This is a genomic window from Nocardia sp. NPDC052112, from assembly GCF_040680135.1.
In the GTDB taxonomy this organism is placed as follows: domain Bacteria; phylum Actinomycetota; class Actinomycetes; order Mycobacteriales; family Mycobacteriaceae; genus Nocardia.
This window is the reverse complement of sequence record NZ_JBFAWD010000004.1, coordinates 404,222-423,151: the sequence shown is the minus strand read 5'-3', so window position 1 is coordinate 423,151 and position 18,930 is coordinate 404,222. Positions and strand designations below refer to the sequence as shown.

At 67.0% G+C, this 18,930-nt stretch carries 1 pseudogene; it reads left to right on the top strand.

What is annotated here, in order from left to right:
• Nucleotides 1–851: 851 nt before the first annotated feature.
• Nucleotides 852–18,926: pseudogene (locus AB0L58_RS10370) on the top strand (amino acid adenylation domain-containing protein); the annotation flags it as partial.
• Nucleotides 18,927–18,930: the final 4 nt, after the last annotated feature.

The following is an 18,930-nucleotide window of genomic DNA, read 5'->3' as shown; positions in this document are numbered from 1 at the left end:
GCTATTCCCGGTGCGGACCGTACTCGGCGCGCATGGGCGTAAACGGGGATTTTTCAGTGCAAATTCATCGGCTACTAATACTACGGCTATCCTCGGGTATCTCGCTGCTATCAGCGGCCAGAAATCTTATCCAGTTAACTCTTGGCACTGTGCTGGTCGAGTAATCTCTTCGGCGGGCGGACGATCCTAGATCTTCCGGAAGATTCGATGCCTACCCGGTGCTGAAGTATTCGAAAGAGGTCGCACATTTGTTCGCATTTCAAGGCTGACGCCGGCCGTCGGCAGCGCGACCCGACTGATCATGGTTAGCATTAGCTAACCAATTGCTGCCATATCGATCCGACCTGCTCCTTCGTGCTCACACAGCATGTCGTACCACGTTATAGAGATCTTGACGGAGCGGCAAGTGTCTGCGCTATATTTGCCATCGGATGCGGAACCGTGCTCGAAACTTGTGACTTTGGTCCCTGGGCTTGTGCAGGGGGCGACCTCAGGATGGACGGATGGCCGAGAGGTTCGACCGATTGGAACGTCTTGCATGTGTCGACGAAATCGGGTGCCGATCGCCATGACGGTGCTCCCCTGAGTATGCGATCCGGTTGTCGTAACGATGTTGCAAAATCTCAACAAATTGATATAGGCAACTTAACGGCAATATTTCTGAGATCCTGCAATGAATGCGATCAGCGGAGATCGAAATGAACCGATCGAAGAGCGGCAACGATGACAGTTCTGACTCGCCGAAATCGTTGCAAACCGGCTCATTCAGTTCTTCCGGAAACCCGGATTCGGGTAACGGTTCCAGCGCGCGCTCCGATGGTGATGGAGCCGCGCGAGGGCCGTCATTCGTTCTTCCGCTGACCGCTGCACAGCGGGGAATCTGGTTTGCCCAGCATCTCGCGCAATCGTCGCCGATATCTGTGGCCCAATACGTCGAGATCACCGGCGAGTTGGACGTGGAATTGCTTGCCGAGGCCTGCACAACCGCCAGTCGCGAGTTCGGATCCGGACACATGCGCCTGACCGAGGTCGACGGAGAGCCATGTCAATTCGTCGACGAGGAACACGGAGCTCAGGTATCGATCATGGACTTGCGCCGGCACCCCGATCCGGTTGCGACTGCGCACAGCATGATGATTCAGGACTATTCGGCTCCGCTGGACCTGCTGCATGACGACCTCATGACGAGCATTGTGTTCCAGGTCGGCGAGGACCATTTCCTGTGGTATCAGCGCGCGCACCATATCGCGCTCGACGGATTTGCCGCCGTGACCATGCTGCACCGGGTAACCGAGTTGTACAACGCGTGGGTGCGGTCCGAGGACGCGGCGCCGTGCACGGCGCAGAACCTGAGGAACGTCGTCGAGCAGGATTTGGCGTACCGCGGCTCCGACCGTTTCGACAACGACCGGAAGTACTGGCTGGAGCACCTGGCAGGCGCGCCTCCCGTCGTCAGCCTGGCCGGTCGCGTGGGCCGGCCGACGATTCATCCGGCGCTGGTCAGCGCGGAGCTCCCCGACGCCACCGCACAGCTGCTGGAAAATGTCGCACTCGAGCACGGCCCGAGCGTGACTCCGATCATCGTCGCGGCGTTCGCCGCCTACCTCGCGCGGATGACCGGAAGCGACGAAGTACTGCTGAGCCTGCCGGTTTCGGGTCGGCACTCTGCCGTGCTGCGCCGTTCCGGGGGGATGGTCGCAAATGTGGTCCCGCTGCGAGTGCGGGTAGCCGGCCGCAGCGTCGGTGAACTGATCGCCGCTGTGCTGAGCGAGTTGACGAGTGCTCTTCGGCGGCAGCGCTACCGCCAAGAGGACATATTTCACGATATGGGGATTGCACGCGACGAGGCGGCATCCTTCGGGCCGGCCGTGAACCTCATGATGATCGAGAACGAGGTTGTGCTGGGCAACACCACCGGCCGCCTGAACGTCCTCACCTCAGGTCCTACCGCCGACCTTTTCGTCAATATCTACCCGGGCGCGGGCCGGGACAGTACGCATATCGACTTCCAGGGAAATCCGAATGCCTACAGCCCGGAGGAACTCGCCGGCCACCACCGCCGGTTTCTCATGTTCCTGCACGAGTTCCTCGCCGGAGGAGCGGGCTGTCCGGTCAGCAGACTGCCGCTGCTCGAAGCGCAGGAACGGTCTGCGCTGCTGCCGGTGCGGGGGCCGAGCGGGGTCGAAACACGGCTGCTTCCGGAGATTCTGGCCGAGAGCGCGCGTCGCAATCGCCGCGCGTGCGCGATCGCCTCGTCCGGGCAGACACTGACATATGGCGAGCTGGACGCCAGATCCTCCCAGCTGGCCCGGCATCTGATAGCTCTGGGCTGTGGGCCGGATACGGCGGTGGCGATCATGCTGCGCCGCTCGGTGGAATCGGTCGTGGCGACATGGGCGGTCGCGAAATGCGGTGCTGCCTTCGTGCAGTTGTCCCCCGAGTATCCGTCGCAGCGGATAGCGCATGTGATCACCGATAGCGGTGCGACAGTGGCGATTACGGTCGATGCGCTGTGCGAGCTGCTGCCGCAGGAGATACACCGCGTGGTTCTCGACGACCCCGCGACCCGGTGGGAATCCGGCACCGCGGGCGGGCCGATTTCCGACGATGACCGTATCCGACCGCTACGGCCGTCCAACGTCGCCTACATCACCTATACCTCGGGATCCACCGGAACTCCGAAAGGCGTCCAGGTCACTCATACCGGTCTTGCGAATCTCGTCGCCGACCGCGCCGCGACGTACGGCATCGACGCGAGCTCCCGCGTGTCCTATGCCCTCTCGCCCAGTTTCGACGCCTCCCTGGAACAGTTTCTGACCTGCTTCGCGATCGGATCCACGTTGGTGATCGTGCCGCCGGAGGTGACTGGCGGCGAGCCGCTGACGCAACTGCTGGCCGACGAGCACGTGACGCACCTGACGCTGACGCCGACAATGCTGGCAACCGTGGACCCGCACCCGACGACCGACTTGCGAGTGGTCGTGGTCGGCGGCGACGTATGTCCACCGCACGTCATCGAACGGTGGACACCGTCGTTGTCCATGTACAACGAATACGGTCCCACCGAAACCACCGTGACCGCCGTCGGGGCCATGCTGACACCCGGCCACGCCCACACGGTCGGTGGCCCCATTCGTGGCGTCTCCGCAATGGTGCTGGACCGAACACTCCAACCGGTGCCCAAGGGCACCGCGGGCGAGTTGTATCTCGCCGGTCCGGGATTGGCCCGTGGATACAGCCAGCTGTTCGTCGAAACCGCCGCCCGGTTCGTCGCCGATCCGTACGGCGGCACCGGCGAGCGGATGTACCGCACCGGCGATATCGCCCGCTGGACCGGCGACAACGCCGAGATGACGCTGGAACTGATGGGGCGCAGCGACTTCCAGGTCAAGATCCGCGGATACCGGATCGAACCGGGTGAAATCGATGCCGCCCTCACCACACACGAGGACGTGGACATTTCCGTCACGGTGCCGGTGCAGAACAATGTCGGCACGACCGTGCTGGCGTCCTATGTTGTCCCGGTCAGCGGCCGTCGGATCGATCCGCTCGAACTCCAGCGCTTCGCCCGCGCTTCGCTGCCGCCGCATATGGTCCCGGCGGTAATCCTCGCGTTGGACAGCCTCCCGGTGAACGCCTTCGGCAAGCTCGATCGCAGTGCTTTGCCGAAGCCCGGGTTCGGGACCGCGCCGGTCGGTCGGGCGCCGACTTCAGCCCGGGAAAAGACGGTAGCAAGGCTGTTCGCCGAGGTGCTCGGCGTGCCTCGGGTCGGGGCGGACGACAGCTTCTTCGCCCTGGGCGGTGACAGCATTCTGTCGATCCGACTGGTCGCGCGGGCAAAGGCCGAGGGTCTGAGCTTCTCCACCCAGGATGTGTTCGTGCACAAGACCGTCGCGGGCCTGGCGGCCACGGCGACGGAAGTCGGCGATACACCCGCGCTGGCCGAGTTGCCCGGTGCCGGCGTAGGGCCGATGCCGTTGTCGCCGATTATGCGCGCAATGCTCGATCGAGGTCACTACGACCGGTTTGCGCAGGCCGTACTCGTGCAATTGCCCGATGGCGTCGATCGAGCGGGTCTCGTGCGCGCGGTGGGATCCCTGCTGGACCGGCACGACATGTTGCGCGCGGTATTGCGCGGCGACGATTCGGTTGACCGGTATGTCGAGGTACGCGATCGGGCATCGGTCGATCCGGACGCCGTGCTCGTCGATGTTCGGCTCGATCGACGTGACGCCACTGACGTGGACCGCCACCTGCAAAACGCCGCGGACCGATTGGACCCGGGCAATGGTGTGCTCGTTCAGGCCGTCTGGATGCAGGATCGCAACGGCTCGGGATCCGACCTGATGTGGCTGGTGATCCACCATCTCGCGGTCGACGCGGTCTCGTGGCGCATCATCCTCGCCGACCTCGCGCAGGCCTGGTCGCAGGTCACCGACGGCGGCGAAACGCATTTCGGCCCGGTCACCACCTCGTTTCGGCGGTGGGCGCACGGCCTTGTCGAGCAGGCGCCGGACAGGTCGTCGGCGGAGCTCGACCGGTGGAAAGACGTACTCGAGCGGGGCGATCAACTACTCGGATCGCGCCGTCTGGTGCCGGATCGTGACGTCGGGGCCACGGCGGGCCGGGTACATCAGCACATCCCGGCAGCGGTTGCCGAGGCGGTTCTCACCACCATTCCGGACCGCTTCCACTGCAGTGCCAACGATCCGCTGCTGGCGGCCCTGGTACTGGCACTGGGTGAGTGGCGGCGCCGGCGCGGTAGGGCGGCGGCCGCCGGAGAGCTGATCTCGCTGGAGGGACACGGCCGCGAGGAGCGGGCCGTACCCGGCGCCGATCTCGGCGCCACCGTGGGCTGGTTCACCACACGCTTCCCGGTGCGGATCGAATGGGAGCACGTCGACCTCGATGATGCGCTGGCCGGCGGCCCGAGTGCGGGACTGGCCATAAAGCAGGTGAAGGAGCAACTGCGCGCGGTGCCCGGCAACGGCATCGGCTATCAGATGGTGCGCCAACTCGATTCCGAGGGCAGCACCGGGCTCGCAGACCTGCCCGAACCTCAGATCAGTTTCAACTACCTCGGGCGGGTGGGCGTCGGTGAACACGCGGGGCCCTGGGCACCGACCACCGAATTCACCGCGCTGACCGCGACGAGCGATCCCGCGATGGCACTGGCCGCCGTGCTCGACATCAATGCGATCGCCGAGGAAGGTCGCGACGGGCTCCAACTGGACGCGACCTGGGAGTTCGCCTCGCTGGTGTTGGATGGCGCGGAGGTCGACGAGCTCGCCGGGCTGTGGGTTCGAGCCCTGGGAGCGCTTGCCGATCACGTCCGATCCGACTCCACACCCGTCTTCACCCCATCCGACTTCCCGCTCGCCGTGGTATCGCAGGACGACGTCGACAGCTGGCTGCGGGAATACCCGTCGATGACCGACGTGTGGCCGCTCACCGCCCTGCAGTCCGGGCTGCTGTTCCACACGATCTACGACCGGGACGGCGACGACGGCTACATCGTGCAGGCGGCGCTGACATTTGCCGGGCAGGTGGATGGGGAGCGGATGCGGCGGGCCGCGCAGGTACTCATCGACCGGCACGACAGCCTGCGAACCGCGTTCGTCGAAAGTGCCGATGGGCCGCGTCAGATTGTGTTGCGCGACACCGGGGTCGATTGGGGCGAATCGAGTATCACCGACATCAGCGATGCCGGGCAGCAGACAGCGGCACTTCGGCGAATCGCGACGGCGGCCGCGGCTCCGTTCGACCCGGCCCGCCCGCCGCTGGTGCGTTTCCGCCTCGTGCGCACCGGCGTCGACATGTTCCAGCTGCTGGTCACCAACCACCACCTCGTGCTGGACGGCTGGTCGATGCCCCTGCTGATCCACGAGTTGCTCTCGTTGTACACATCCGATGGCGATGCCGCCGAGCTCGGGGCCCCCCGTTCGTACCGAGAGTATCTGCGGTGGCTACAGGCGCAGGATCGCGACGCCGCGACCGCCGCATGGCGCGACAAGCTCGCCGGAATCGACAGTCCCACGCGGGTCACGGGCGGGCCGGATCGGACCGTCACCGCGCACGCCGGTGAAGTCGGCCTGAACCTGGACGCCGCGACCACCGCCGCGATTCTCGATCTGGGACGCTCGCACGGCGTCACTGCCAACACGGCCCTGCAGGTGGCGTGGGCATTGCTGGTGGCCGTCCTGACCGGACGGTCGGATGTGGTGTTCGGCAATACGATGTCGCACCGACCGCCGGAGATTCCGGATGTCGAGCGCATGGTCGGGCTGCTCGTCAACACGCTGCCCGTCCGCGTGCGGCTCCAACCCGACGAAACCGTCGGCGACCTGCTCGTCCGCGTCCAGTCCGAGCAGGCCGCGATGCTGGACCACCAGCACATCGGCTTGGCGGAGCTGCAACGGGCCACCGGTGTCACCGATATGTTCGACACCGCGACGGTGCTCGAGTCCTATCCGCTCGACCGGGAACTGTTGGCCCGCAAGCTCTCCGATGCCGGACTGCGGCTCGTCGAGATCGACGCACACGATGCCACGCCGTATCCGCTGAGTTTGCAGGTGACCCCGCCGCGGTCGAGTCGCGACGGGCGACCGGATGCCGACGAGCCCGGCACCTACACGGTGACGCTGAAATTCGCGACCGAACGATTCGATTCGGCGGATGCCCGCACGCTGCTCGAACGATTCGAGCTGCTGCTCACGCAGATCGTCATGGATCCCGCCCGGAAGGTCGCCGCGATCTCGTCCTACTGGGATTCCGAACGCGCGGAACTGCTTTCGGTCGGCAGCGCGGAACCGACCGCGGAGCTCATGCTGCGCGACATTCTGTGGGAGACCGCGCGCAGGCATCCGGATGCCGTGGCCGTCCGGTGCGGTGACACCGCGTGGACATATCGTGAGCTGGAGTGTCGCGCGGACGGTTTCGCTCGGCTGCTGGCCGGCCACGGTGCTCGCACCGAGTCGATCGTCGCATTGGCCGTACCCCGTTCGGCCGAACTGGTCGTTGCGATCTGGGCGGTGGCGAAGACCGGTGCCGCCTTCCTACCGTTGGATCCTGGCAATCCCGCCGCGCGGATCGGGGAGTTGTTATCCGACTCGCGGACCGGTCTGGGCGTGACGATCAGTGCTGTGGCACCACAGCTTCCGGATAGCGTCGACTGGTTGATCCTGGACGCCGCGGATTCGGACGCTCAGGAGGGGCTACCGCGTCCGGCCGGGGCCGACCGGCTGTCGGCCGACAATGCGGCATACGTGATCTATACCTCCGGATCGACCGGTAAACCGAAGGCGGTCCACCTCAGCCATCGAGGTCTGGCCGACCTGGTCGCGGCGCAAGTCGACGCCTTCGGCGTGGGTACGGATTCGGTGGTGTTGCAGGTCGCGTCGCCGGGATTCGACGCCTGCCTGTCGGAGCTGCTGTTGGCGCACGGCAGTGGCGCCTGTCTCGTGGTGGCGCCACCGGAGGTGTACGCCGGGACCGACCTCGAGGAATTGCTTCGGTCGCAGCAGGTTTCGCACGCGATCCTCACCCCGTCCGTGCTGAACACCATGGATCCGTCCCGGACACCATCGTTGACATCGCTCGCGGTCGTCGGCGAAGCGACCGGGCCGGACACCGTGAACCGCTGGGGCACTGGGCGACGGCTGATGAATCACTACGGACCGACCGAGTGCACGATCTGGGCGACGGGGTCGGATGCCCTCGTACCCGGCGAGCCGGTGACGATCGGTGGCCCGATCCGAGGCGCGTCCGCGATGGTTCTCGATACGTGGCTGCGACCGGTACCGGTCGGTGTCGCGGGCGAACTCTATATCGGTGGGCCCGGACTTGCCCGCGGGTATATCGATCGACCGGGCGTGACCGCGGCGCGCTTCGTCGCGGATCCGCGATCCACCCGCGGCGAGCGGATCTACCGCACCGGTGATTCCGTGCGCTGGGTGCGCGGACGCGTCGGGTTGGCCCTCGAATACTTGGGCCGCTGCGATCAGCAGGTCAAGATTCACGGCCTGCGGATCGAGCCGGGGGAAGTCGATGCCCTTATCGCGCGGCACCCGGACGTGGCGAGCGTCGCCACCGTTGTGGTGAATGGGCCTGCCGGCGAACCGGTTCTGGTGTCCTATGTCGTCTCCGCGCCGGGCGCTGCCGTGGATGTGGCGGCACTGAATGACGACCTCGCCGGCCGGCTGCCTCGTTATATGAATCCCGCGGCGATCGTGCGGCTCGACCAAATGCCGCGCACGCCTACGGGAAAGATCGATCGGACGGCATTGCAGCAGCGCGCCTTCGATTCCGACGCCGCAGGCGGTAGACCGCCGTCGACGCCGATGGAGCAGGTCGTGGCGAAACTCTTCGCCGATGTGCTCCACATCGACACGGTGTCCGCCGATAGCAACTTCTTCGCGCTCGGCGGAGACAGCATCGTTTCGATGCGGCTGGTGGCGCTGGCGAGATCCGTCGGGCTGACGCTCACGCCGCGAGACGTATTCGAAGGCAAGACAGTTGCCGCTCTCGCCGCACTGGCGGGTGGCGATGCGGCTCGCGCGGCAATCGAGGAACCCCCTCGGCTCCCGACGGCGGATCGCGCCTCGGGCTTCCTGCTCGTCGCGCTCGCCCAACAGGACATCGACCGGCTCGTGCGGCAGTACCGCGGCCTGTCCGACGTATGGCCGTTGTCGCCCACACAATCCGGGATGCACTTCCATTCGACGTTCGACCTGGATGCCGGGGACAGCTACACCGTTCAGACGATGATCGGTTTTTCCGGTGCGGTCGACGGTGAGCGCCTGCGCCGTGCCGCTCAGGCCGTGGTCGACCGGCACGATATCCTGCGGGCCGCCTTTGTGGAGACCTTGGCCGGACCGTGCCAGATTGTGCTGGACCATGCCGAGATCCCGTTCCGGGAGATCGATCTCGCCGGTGGTGGCGATGCGCGATCCCCGGCCGACCCGGGAGCGATTGCCGCAGCGGACGCGGCGGCGGGATTCGACCTGTCGGCTCCTCCGCTCCTGCGCTTCACGCTGATCCGGCTCGATGCGGGGTCTTTCCGGCTGCTCGTCACGAATCACCATGTGATCCTGGATGGCTGGTCGATGCCGTTGTTGATGCGAGAACTGCTCGACTACTACGGATCTCCCGCACATATCGACTCCGCCGGACCTGCTCCCTCCTACCGCGACTATCTGTCCTGGCTGGGGCGGCAGGACAGCGCCGCATCCAAAGCGGCATGGGCACAAGCCTTTTCGGATGTCGACGCACCCACGCGGGTGTCGCGCGGTGCCGGTGCGGCGGGCTCCGTATCCGCCGCCGAGGTCGTGGCCGAGCTGACCGCGGATCGTTTCGGAGAACTCCGTCGAGTAGTGGCGGAGACTGCCGTCACCATCAATACCGCGGTCGCCGCGGCCTGGGCCTTGAATCTGCGTCTACTCACCGGTGAGACCGATGTGATTTTCGGGTCCTCGGTGTCGGGTCGGCCCCCGGAGCTGCCGCTGGTCGATCAGACGCTCGGCATGTTCCTGAATACGATCCCCGTGCGAGTCCCGCTCGACCCCGCGATGACGGTGCGCGCATTGCTGATCGGCATTCAGGCGCGGCACGCCCGCATGCTGGAGCATCACCATATCGGCCTACCCGAGATTCACCGCAGTGTCGGCCTGCCCGAACTCTTCGATACCGCCATCACCTTCCAGTCGTTCCCCGTCGACCGGATGGCACTGCAGCAGCTCGTCGACTCGGCGGGCTTGCGGGTGGACGAACTCAGCGGTGTGGACGCGACGCCGTACCCGCTGAGCCTGGCCGTGGAGCCGGCGCAGTCCGAAGACGGCGAGGCACGGGGACTGCGGATCACCCTCCGATTCCACGACCAGGTATTCGACACCGCGTCGGCGCGCCGCATCCTCGACCGCTTCGTCGGGTTGCTGTGCCGGATCGCCGCCAACGCCGACGTGCGGCTGGTCGAGCTGCCGCTCGACGAGGACCCGGGGCCGGCGTGGCCGGTTACGGGTGCGCAAGCCGCTATCCCGGACACATTGGACCGGATACTCGCCGCGTCCGCTTCCGATGTCGCCGAACCCGATGCGATCGCGGTGCAGTGCGGTGCGGCGGTCATGACCTACCGGCAGCTCGACGAGCGATCCGCTCGGCTGGCTCGGGTCCTGCTGCGGCACGGCGTCCGGCGGGGACAGGTCGTCGCCTCGGTGCTGCCACGATCCCTGGCGGCGACGGTCACCGTGTGGGCCGTGGCGAAGACCGGTGCCGCATTCCTGCCGATCGATCCGACCCTGCCAGCGGAGCGGATCCAATTTCTGCTGTCGGACTCGGAAACCGTGCTCGGGTTGACCGACACGTCCGCCAGGAAGCATCTTCCCGACAGCGTCGACTGGCTGGTCCTCGACCAGGAGCAGACGCTCGACGCCGTGGACGCGGCTCCCGCAACACCGATCACCGATGCCGAACGCGGCGGACCGATTCGGCGGGATCAGACCGCATACGTGAGCTACACCTCCGGGTCGACCGGGACGCCCAAGGGCGTCCTCGTCAGCCATCGTGGCCTGGCCGATATGGTCGCGGCGCAGCGGCGAGTACTCGGTGTCGACCTGATGTCGGTGGTACTACAGGTCGCCTCGCCGAGCTTCGACGCCTCGGTGTTCGAGTTGTTGATGGCGCATGGCTCGGGCGGGCGACTGGTCGTATCGCCGGCCGATGTCTACGCCGGACCCGAGTTGGCGGATCTGATCAGGCGCGAACGTGTTTCGCATGCCGTGGTGACTCCCTCGGCGCTGGCGACAGTTCCGTGCGACGGTCTCGACGGGCTGCGCGTACTCGCGACAGCCGGTGAGCCGGTCGGGCCGGAACTGGTCGATCGATGGGCGCCGGATCGCACCATGGTCAACCTCTACGGGCCGAGCGAAAGCACTATCTGGGCCACCGCCAGCGACGCACTGGCTTCCGGTGTCGCGATTACGATCGGCAGACCGGTCGGCCCCGTCGCGGCCGCGGTCCTGGATACCTGGTTGCGGCCCGTGCCACACGGTGTTGCGGGTGAGCTGTACCTGTTCGGCGCCGGCCTGGCCGATGGGTACGTCGCCAGGACCGGGTTGACCGCGGCGTGGTTCGTCGCATGCCCGTTCGGGGAGCCGGGGCAGCGCATGTACCGCACCGGTGACGTGGTGCGCCGCGGCGCCGATGGCGCGATGGAGTTCTTGGGGCGCAACGATTTTCAGGTGAAGGTGCGCGGCACCAGGATCGAGCTGGGGGAGATCGACGCGGTGCTGGGTGCGCGCGCGGATGTGGCATATGCGGTCACGGTGCCGCGCCGCGATGGTCGGCGACCGGTGCAGCTGGTGTCCTATGTCGTGCCCGCGACGGGGACGCTGGTATCGGGTGAGGAGTTGCGTGCGGCGCTGACCAAGGCGCTGCCACGGTACATGGTGCCGTCCGCGGTGATGGTGCTGGACGAGGTGCCGCTGACCGCCAACGGAAAGCTGGATCGGGAGCGGCTGCCCGAGCCGGTTGCGGTGGCGCGCGAATTCCGGGCGCCGTCACCTGGTTTGGAAGAGCTGATCGCGCAGACCTTCGGGCAGGTGCTCCATGTGGACCGGGTGGGAGTCGACGACGACTTCTTCGCGCTGGGCGGCGATTCACTGAGTGCCTCGCTGGTAGTGGCGCGCATAGGCGCGGCCCTGAACGTGCGAGTGCCGGTGCGGTCGGTATTCGAGGCGCCCACTGTCGGTGGATTGGCCGCGCGCGCGGGGACACTCAGCGGTGGGGGTCGGTTGCCTTTGCGGCCCGGAGTGCACCCCGACCCCGTGCCGCTGTCGCTGGCGCAGCAGCGGATGTGGTTCCTCAACCGGTTCGAGCCGGACTCCGCGGCATACAACATTCCGGTGCTGCTGCGGCTGTCGGGACGGTTGGACACCGCGGCGCTGGTGGCCGCGCTCGCAGATGTGATGGCACGGCACGAGGTACTGCGGACGATATATCCGGAAGCCTCCGGCGACCCGCAGCAGGTCGTTCTCGACGAGCCCGCGGTGCCGGTGGAGACGGTTCGAGTGTCGGCGGATTCGGCCCCGGACGTGGTGAGCGCGTTCGTGCGGCGCGGATTCGACGTGACTGCCCGAGTGCCGATGCGGGTGGGATTGTTCGAGCTCGACAGCGACACCGGAGAATTCCTGCTGGCGCTGGTGGTCCACCACATCGCCGCCGACGGTCAGTCGATGGGGCCGCTGGCCCGTGACGTGATGGCGGCCTATGCCGCGCGACTGGCCGGGCACGCGCCGGAATGGGAGCCGCTCGCTGTGCAGTACGCGGATTTCGCGTGGTGGCAACGACAGCTGCTGGGGGCCGCGGATGATCCGGCGTCGTTGCTGTCGGAGCAGTTGGAGTTCTGGCGCTCGACGCTCGCTGGCATACCGGACCGGCTGGAACTACCGGCGGACCGACCACGCCCGACGGTCGCGTCGATGTCGGGAGGCCGGGTACCGGTGGAGATCGATGCGCGGCTGCACGAGCGGCTGCTCGCGCTGGCACGGTCGCGGGGGTCGTCGCTGTTCATGGTGATGCATGCGGCGCTGGCAACGGTATTGGGGCGGCTCGCTGGCAGCGATGACGTGGTGATCGGCACCCCGGTCGCGGGGCGCGGCGAGCCCGGTCTGGACGATCTGGTGGGGATGTTCGTGAACACGCTCGCATTGCGGACCCGGGTGGATACGGGCGAGCCGTTCACCGAGTTGCTGGCGCGCGCCCGGGAGACGGATCTGCTGGCGTTCGAGCACGCGGACGTGCCGTTCGAGCGGGTCGTGGCGGAGTTGAAACCGGAGCGGTCGACGGCGCGGCATCCGTTGTTCCAGGTCGTCTTGGCGTTCCAGAACGTGTCGACGGTCGATGTGGCGTTGCCCGGCGTCCGGGTTACCCGTGCGGATGTGGATACCGGGGCGAGCCAGTTCGACCTGCAATTGGTGCTATCCGATTCATCCGGCAATGCCGTTGTAGCGCAAGGTATCTCGGGGATGATGACCTATGCGCGGGATCTGTTCGACGAGGCGACCGCGGTGGCGATTGTCCGACGGCTGGTGCGGGTGCTGACAGCCGTCGCCGATGATCCGGCCATAGTGATCGGGGATATCGACTGGCTGGAAGCCGACGAGCGCTCGGCGCTCACATCACGGGTAGGGGCGTCGCGGGTGGGGGCGCGCACCGTGGCGGCGTTGGAGCCGTCCGGATTGCTGCCGGAGGTGTTCGCCTCGGCCGTGCGCGACAACGGCGACGGTATCGCCGTTGTCGCGGGGGATGCCGCGTTGTCGTATGCACAGCTGGAAGAACGATCGAGCCGGCTGGCGAGATTGCTGATCCGTCGTGGTGCCGGACCGGAGCGTCCGGTGCTGGTTGCGGCGGCGCGGTCGATGGAATCGGTCCTCGCGTGGTGGGCGGTGGTCCAGTCGGGTGCGGCATACGTGCCGGTGGACCCCAGCTATCCCGCCGGCCGGATCGAGCAGATGGTGTCGGATTCTGCTGCGACGCTCGGGGTTACGGTGTCGTCGGCGCGGGCCCAGCTGCCGGATTCGGTGGACTGGATCGTGCTCGACGACCCGGCCGTCGCCGCGCAGGTCGATGCGACCGCGAGCGGCCCGATCGGCGATGACGAGCGGACCCGGCCGCTGCGCGCCTCGGATATCGCCTACGTGGTCTTCACCTCCGGATCCACCGGGGTACCGAAGGGCGTCGCCATTACCCATTCCGGCATGGCCGACTTCGTCTCGGGGTGGCGCGCCGACCGCGAGTTGCGGGACACGTCCAGGGTGTTGCATTTCGCCTCGCCGTCGTTCGACGCCGCACTGATGGAGATCCTGATCGCGGTCAGCCGGGCCGGTGCGCTGGTCGTGGCGCCGACCGGGATCTACGGCGGCGGTGAGCTGGCCGAGTTCCTGCGCGTGCAGCGGATCACCCACGCCTTCATGACCCCGGCCGCGCTCGCGTCGGTGGATCCGGCCGGGCTGAACGATTTGCGGCTGGTGCTGTCCGGTGGTGAGCAGGTCCCGGCGGATCTGGTGCGGCGGTGGGCGGGCACCGACGTGGCAGGCGCCCGGAAGTTCCGGGTGCTGTACGGGCCGACCGAGGCCACGATGATCGCCACGGCGACGGGTGCGCTGCAACCGGATGACCGGGCGACGATCGGTGCCCCGCTGCCGGGAGTGCACGCGCTGGTCTTGGATGCCCGGCTCCGGCCGGTGCCGGTCGGGGTGGCCGGAGAGCTGTATCTGGCGGGCCGCGCGCTGGCGCGCGGATACCTGAACAGGGCGGCGATGAATGCGGCGCGGTTCGTGGCGCACCCGTTCGGGGCGCCGGGACACCGTATGTATCGCACCGGAGATGTGGTGCGCTGGAATATCGACGGTGCCCTGGAGTTCCTGGGGCGCAACGATTTCCAGGTCAAGATCCGCGGCTACCGGGTCGAGCTGGGCGAGATCGACACGGTGCTGAGGGCGCGGGCGGAGGTGGCGTACGCGGTCACCGTGGCGCGGCGGGACGGCACCGGTCCGATGCTGCTGGTGTCCTATGCGGTGCCGGCAGCCGGGGCGAGCCTCTCGGGCGAACAGTTGCGGGCGGCGTTGGCCGAGGTGCTGCCGTCGTACCTGGTGCCCGCCGCGGTGATGATCCTCGATGCCATCCCCCTGTCGCCGAACGGCAAGCTCGACCGCGCGGCCCTGCCCGCACCCGTCGTCCAGGCCAAGCGATTCCGGGCCCCGGCGTCACCGGTGGAGGAGGTAGTGGCCGGCGTATTCGCCGACCTCCTCGGCATCGACGGTCCCGTCGGCGCCGACGACGACTTCTTCGAATTGGGTGGCAACAGCCTGGTGGCCACTCGCGTAGCCGCGCGGATCGGTGCCGCGCTCGACGCGGCCATCCCGGCATCGATGATTTTCGAGGCGCCGACGGTCGCGAGGTTGGCCGCGCGCGCCGAATCGCAGGCCGACACCGGTCGGGTGGCGCTGATGGCACAGCAACGGCCGCCGCGAATTCCGCTGTCGTTCGCGCAGCAGCGGATGTGGTTCATGAACCGGCTCGAACCCGACGCGGCCGCCTACAGCATTCCGATCGTGTTGCGGCTGTCCGGCAAGCTGAATGTCGACGCGCTGCGCTCGGCCGTCGAGGATGTGCTGAACCGGCACGAGGTACTGCGGACGGTATACCCGTATGCCGAGGGCGAGCCGTCGCAGGTCGTCCTGCCCGTCGCCGCGGCGATCGCGCCGGTGACCGTGGCCTCGGTCACGGAACCGGAACTGGCCGAGTCGTTGTCGGCGTTCGTCTCGGCGGTGTTCGATGTGACGGTCGAGGCGCCGGTGCGGGTGCGGTTGTTCGAGCTCGGGCCGGACGAGTGGGTTCTGGCCGTGGTCGTGCATCACATTTCCTGCGACGGGTCGTCGCTGGGCCCGCTGGCACGGGACATGATGACCGCGTACGCGGCACATCTGCTCGGGGAGACACCGAGTTGGCCGCTGCTGCCGGTGCAGTACGCCGACTACGCGATCTGGCAGCGGACGGTGCTGGGTACCGAAGACGATCCCGAATCGCTGCTACGGGCCCAGATCGACTACTGGACCCTCGAATTGGCGGAGCTTCCGGTGTTGTTGGAGCTGCCGACCGACCGCCCGCGTCCGCCCGTGCAGACCTATGCGGGCGCGAGCGTACCGATAACTGTCGATGCCGATCTGCACGCGGAATTGCAGCAGGTTGCGCGAGCACACAACACGACGCTGTTCATGGTCTTCCACGCCGCGCTGGCGGCCACGCTGGCTCGCCTGGCCGATACGGACGATATCGCGATCGGCACGCCGTATGCGGGACGTGGCGAACCCGAGCTCGACGATCTGGTCGGGATGTTCGTCAACACGCTGGTGCTGCGAACCCGGTTGACCTCTGGGATGACCTTCACCCAACTGCTCGAGCACGTACGCGGGACGGATCTGGCCGCGTTCGGGCACGCCGATGTTCCGTTCGAGCGGCTGGTGCAGGAGCTGAATCCGGTGCGGTCGCATGCCCACCATCCACTGTTCCAGGTGATGTTGGCATTCCAGAACGTCGGCAGGGCCGAGTTCGAACTGCCGGGGCTCTCGGCGTCGGCGGTGACGGCCGACATCGACACCGCACTGTTCGATCTGCAGGTCACGGTGTCGGATTCCTACGACTGCACCGGTGTCCCGGCCGGTATCAGCGGCGCGGTGACCTACGCGAGCGACCTGTTCGACGCGACGACGGTGACCACGATCGTCGATCGCCTGCTGCGGTTGCTCGGCGCATTGGTGACCGATGCGGCACAGCCGGTGCACGGGGTGGACCTGCTCGGCGCCGATGAACGGGAAGCCGTTCTGACGCAGTGGAATTCGACCGATCGCAGGCTCCCACCCGGCGAGACGCTCCCCTCGGTCTTCGCTCACTCCGTGCAGTCGTGTGCGGACCGGACCGCGCTGGTATCCGGTGAACAGTCGCTGACCTATGCGGAATTCGCGTCTCGCGTATATCGGTTGGCGCGGTGGTTGATCTCCCGTGGAGTGGGTCCGGAGTCGTTGGTGGCGCTGCGGATGCGGCGCTCGGTGGACCAGGTCACCGCCATGTACGCGGTGCACGCCGCCGGCGGCGGGTACGTGCCGGTCGACCCGGACCTGCCGGCCGACCGCATCGAGTACATGCTGTCGATCGCCGCACCGGTGCTGGAGCTGTCGTCCCTCGACGGGCTGGAGCTGTCCGGATTCGATGACGCGCCGGTCACCGATGCCGATCGGCTCGCGCCGCTGCGACCGCACAATGTCGCATATGTGCTCTTCACTTCCGGGTCCACCGGGCGGCCGAAAGGTGTTGCGATATCGCATTGTTCGGTGGTGAACCAGTTGCGGTGGGTCACCGAGACCTACACGATGACGTCGAATGACGTGGTGATGCTGAAGTCCCCGGCCACATTCGACATGTCGGTGTGGGAGCTGTTCGCGACACTGGCGGTGGGAGCGCGGCTGGTGATCGTGCGAGCCGACGGGCATACCGACCCGGCTTATCTCGCCGAAACCATTGCCACCCAGCGGGTCACGATCACCGCGTTCGTGCCGTCGATGCTGGCGGTATTCGCGGACGCGGCGCCTGCGGAGGCGCTGGCGTCGGTGCGGACGCTCCTGGTGGGCGGTGAGGCATTCGGCCCCGAGGTGGTGGCTGCGGTCCGGCGGCTGGTGCCCGGGGTCGAGTTGCACAATCTGTACGGGCCGACCGAGTTCACCGTGTGCGCGACCGCGCATCGGGTGACCGAAGCCGACAGCGGGAACATGCCGATGGGCATACCGGTATGGAACGCGCGAGCATATGTACTCGACAACCGGTTGGGTCCGGTACCGCCCGGTGTCGCCGGGGAGCTGTACTTGGCTGGCTCCCAGCTCGCGCGCGGCTATCAGGCACGTCCTGGCCTCACCGCGGAACGGTTCGTGCCCGACCCGTACGGTGTCGGCCAGCGCCTGTACCGCACCGGCGACTTGGTGCGCTGGCACCGCACCGGCGAATTGGAATACCTGGGCCGCACCGATTTCCAGGTGAAGCTGCGCGGCCTGCGTATCGAGCTCGGTGAGATCGAGGCAGTACTCGCCGAGCATCCCAGCATCGCGCGGGCGATCGCTGTGGTGCGCTCCAGCGGTGCGGTGGACCACCTGGTCGGCTACCTCGTGCCCGCCGCGGGCGCGGCGGTCGACACGGCGGCGGTCTCGGCGCACGCGGCAACCAAACTGCCCGACTACATGGTGCCCACCACGATGATGGTGCTCGACACGGTGCCTCTCACCGCGTCGGGCAAGCTGGACGGCACGCGGCTACCGGATCCGGTGCTCGCGGTAGGGGAGTTCCGGGAGCCATCGTCGTGGCTGGAAGGGGAGGTCGCACGGGCCTTCGGAGCGGTACTCGGCGTGGATCGGGTGGGCGTCGATGACGACTTCTACGCATTGGGTGGTAACTCGCTGAAGTCGGTGCAAGTGGTGAGCGAGTTGCGCAAAGAACTCGACTACGAGGTTCCGATCAGTTGGATGTTGTCGGATCGTTGTCCGGCCGATCTGGCAAAGCGGATCGAGTCCGGAATGCGCTCGGGTCCCGCCGTCGACCGGACCGATGGCGGCTTCGACGTGCTGTTGCCGATCCGGACCGGCGGTGAGCTACCGCCGCTGTTCTGTCTCCACCCGGCAGTGGGCCTGTCGTGGTGTTACCGCACACTCGACCGGTACCTCTCCGAGGGGCGACCGATCTACGGTCTGCAGGCGCCACAGATCGGCGGCGAACTCCCGGGTCCGACGTCGATCGAAGAAATGGCCGTTCGCTACTTCGACGAGATTCGCGCGGTGCAGCCACACGGCCCCTATCACCTTCTCGGCTGGTCGCTGGGTGGTGCGATCGCCCATGCCATTGCCGTCGAGATGCGCGCCGCCGGTGAACAGGTCGCGCTACTGGCGCTGTTGGACGCCGAGGTGGACGGTGTCGATGGGTCGCCGCTGCGGGACGTCACGGCCGGAGAACTGATCAGCAATCTGGGTCCGGTCATGGGCGTCGATTTCGTGAACCCCGATGCGACCGCGGCGGAGGCCGCCGACCTGATCGAACGGCACCTGGGGGCCGGCCACGGTATCGACGCCGCACGGCTCGAACGCCTGACCGACGCCTACAACCTGGCGATCCGGGCGGCCGGCGCGTGGCGGCCCGCGGTCTTGGACAGCGACATGCTCTACTTCACCGCCACACGTGAAAGGCGATCCGATGCCGCGGGTCACGAGGGATGGGCGCGGGTGGTCCGCGGGCAGCTGTCGACTTTCGACATCGATGCGACCCACCTCGCCATGACCGAACCGGGTGCGATTGCCCAGATCGCCAGGATTCTCAATGCACGACTGGATCGATAACCGC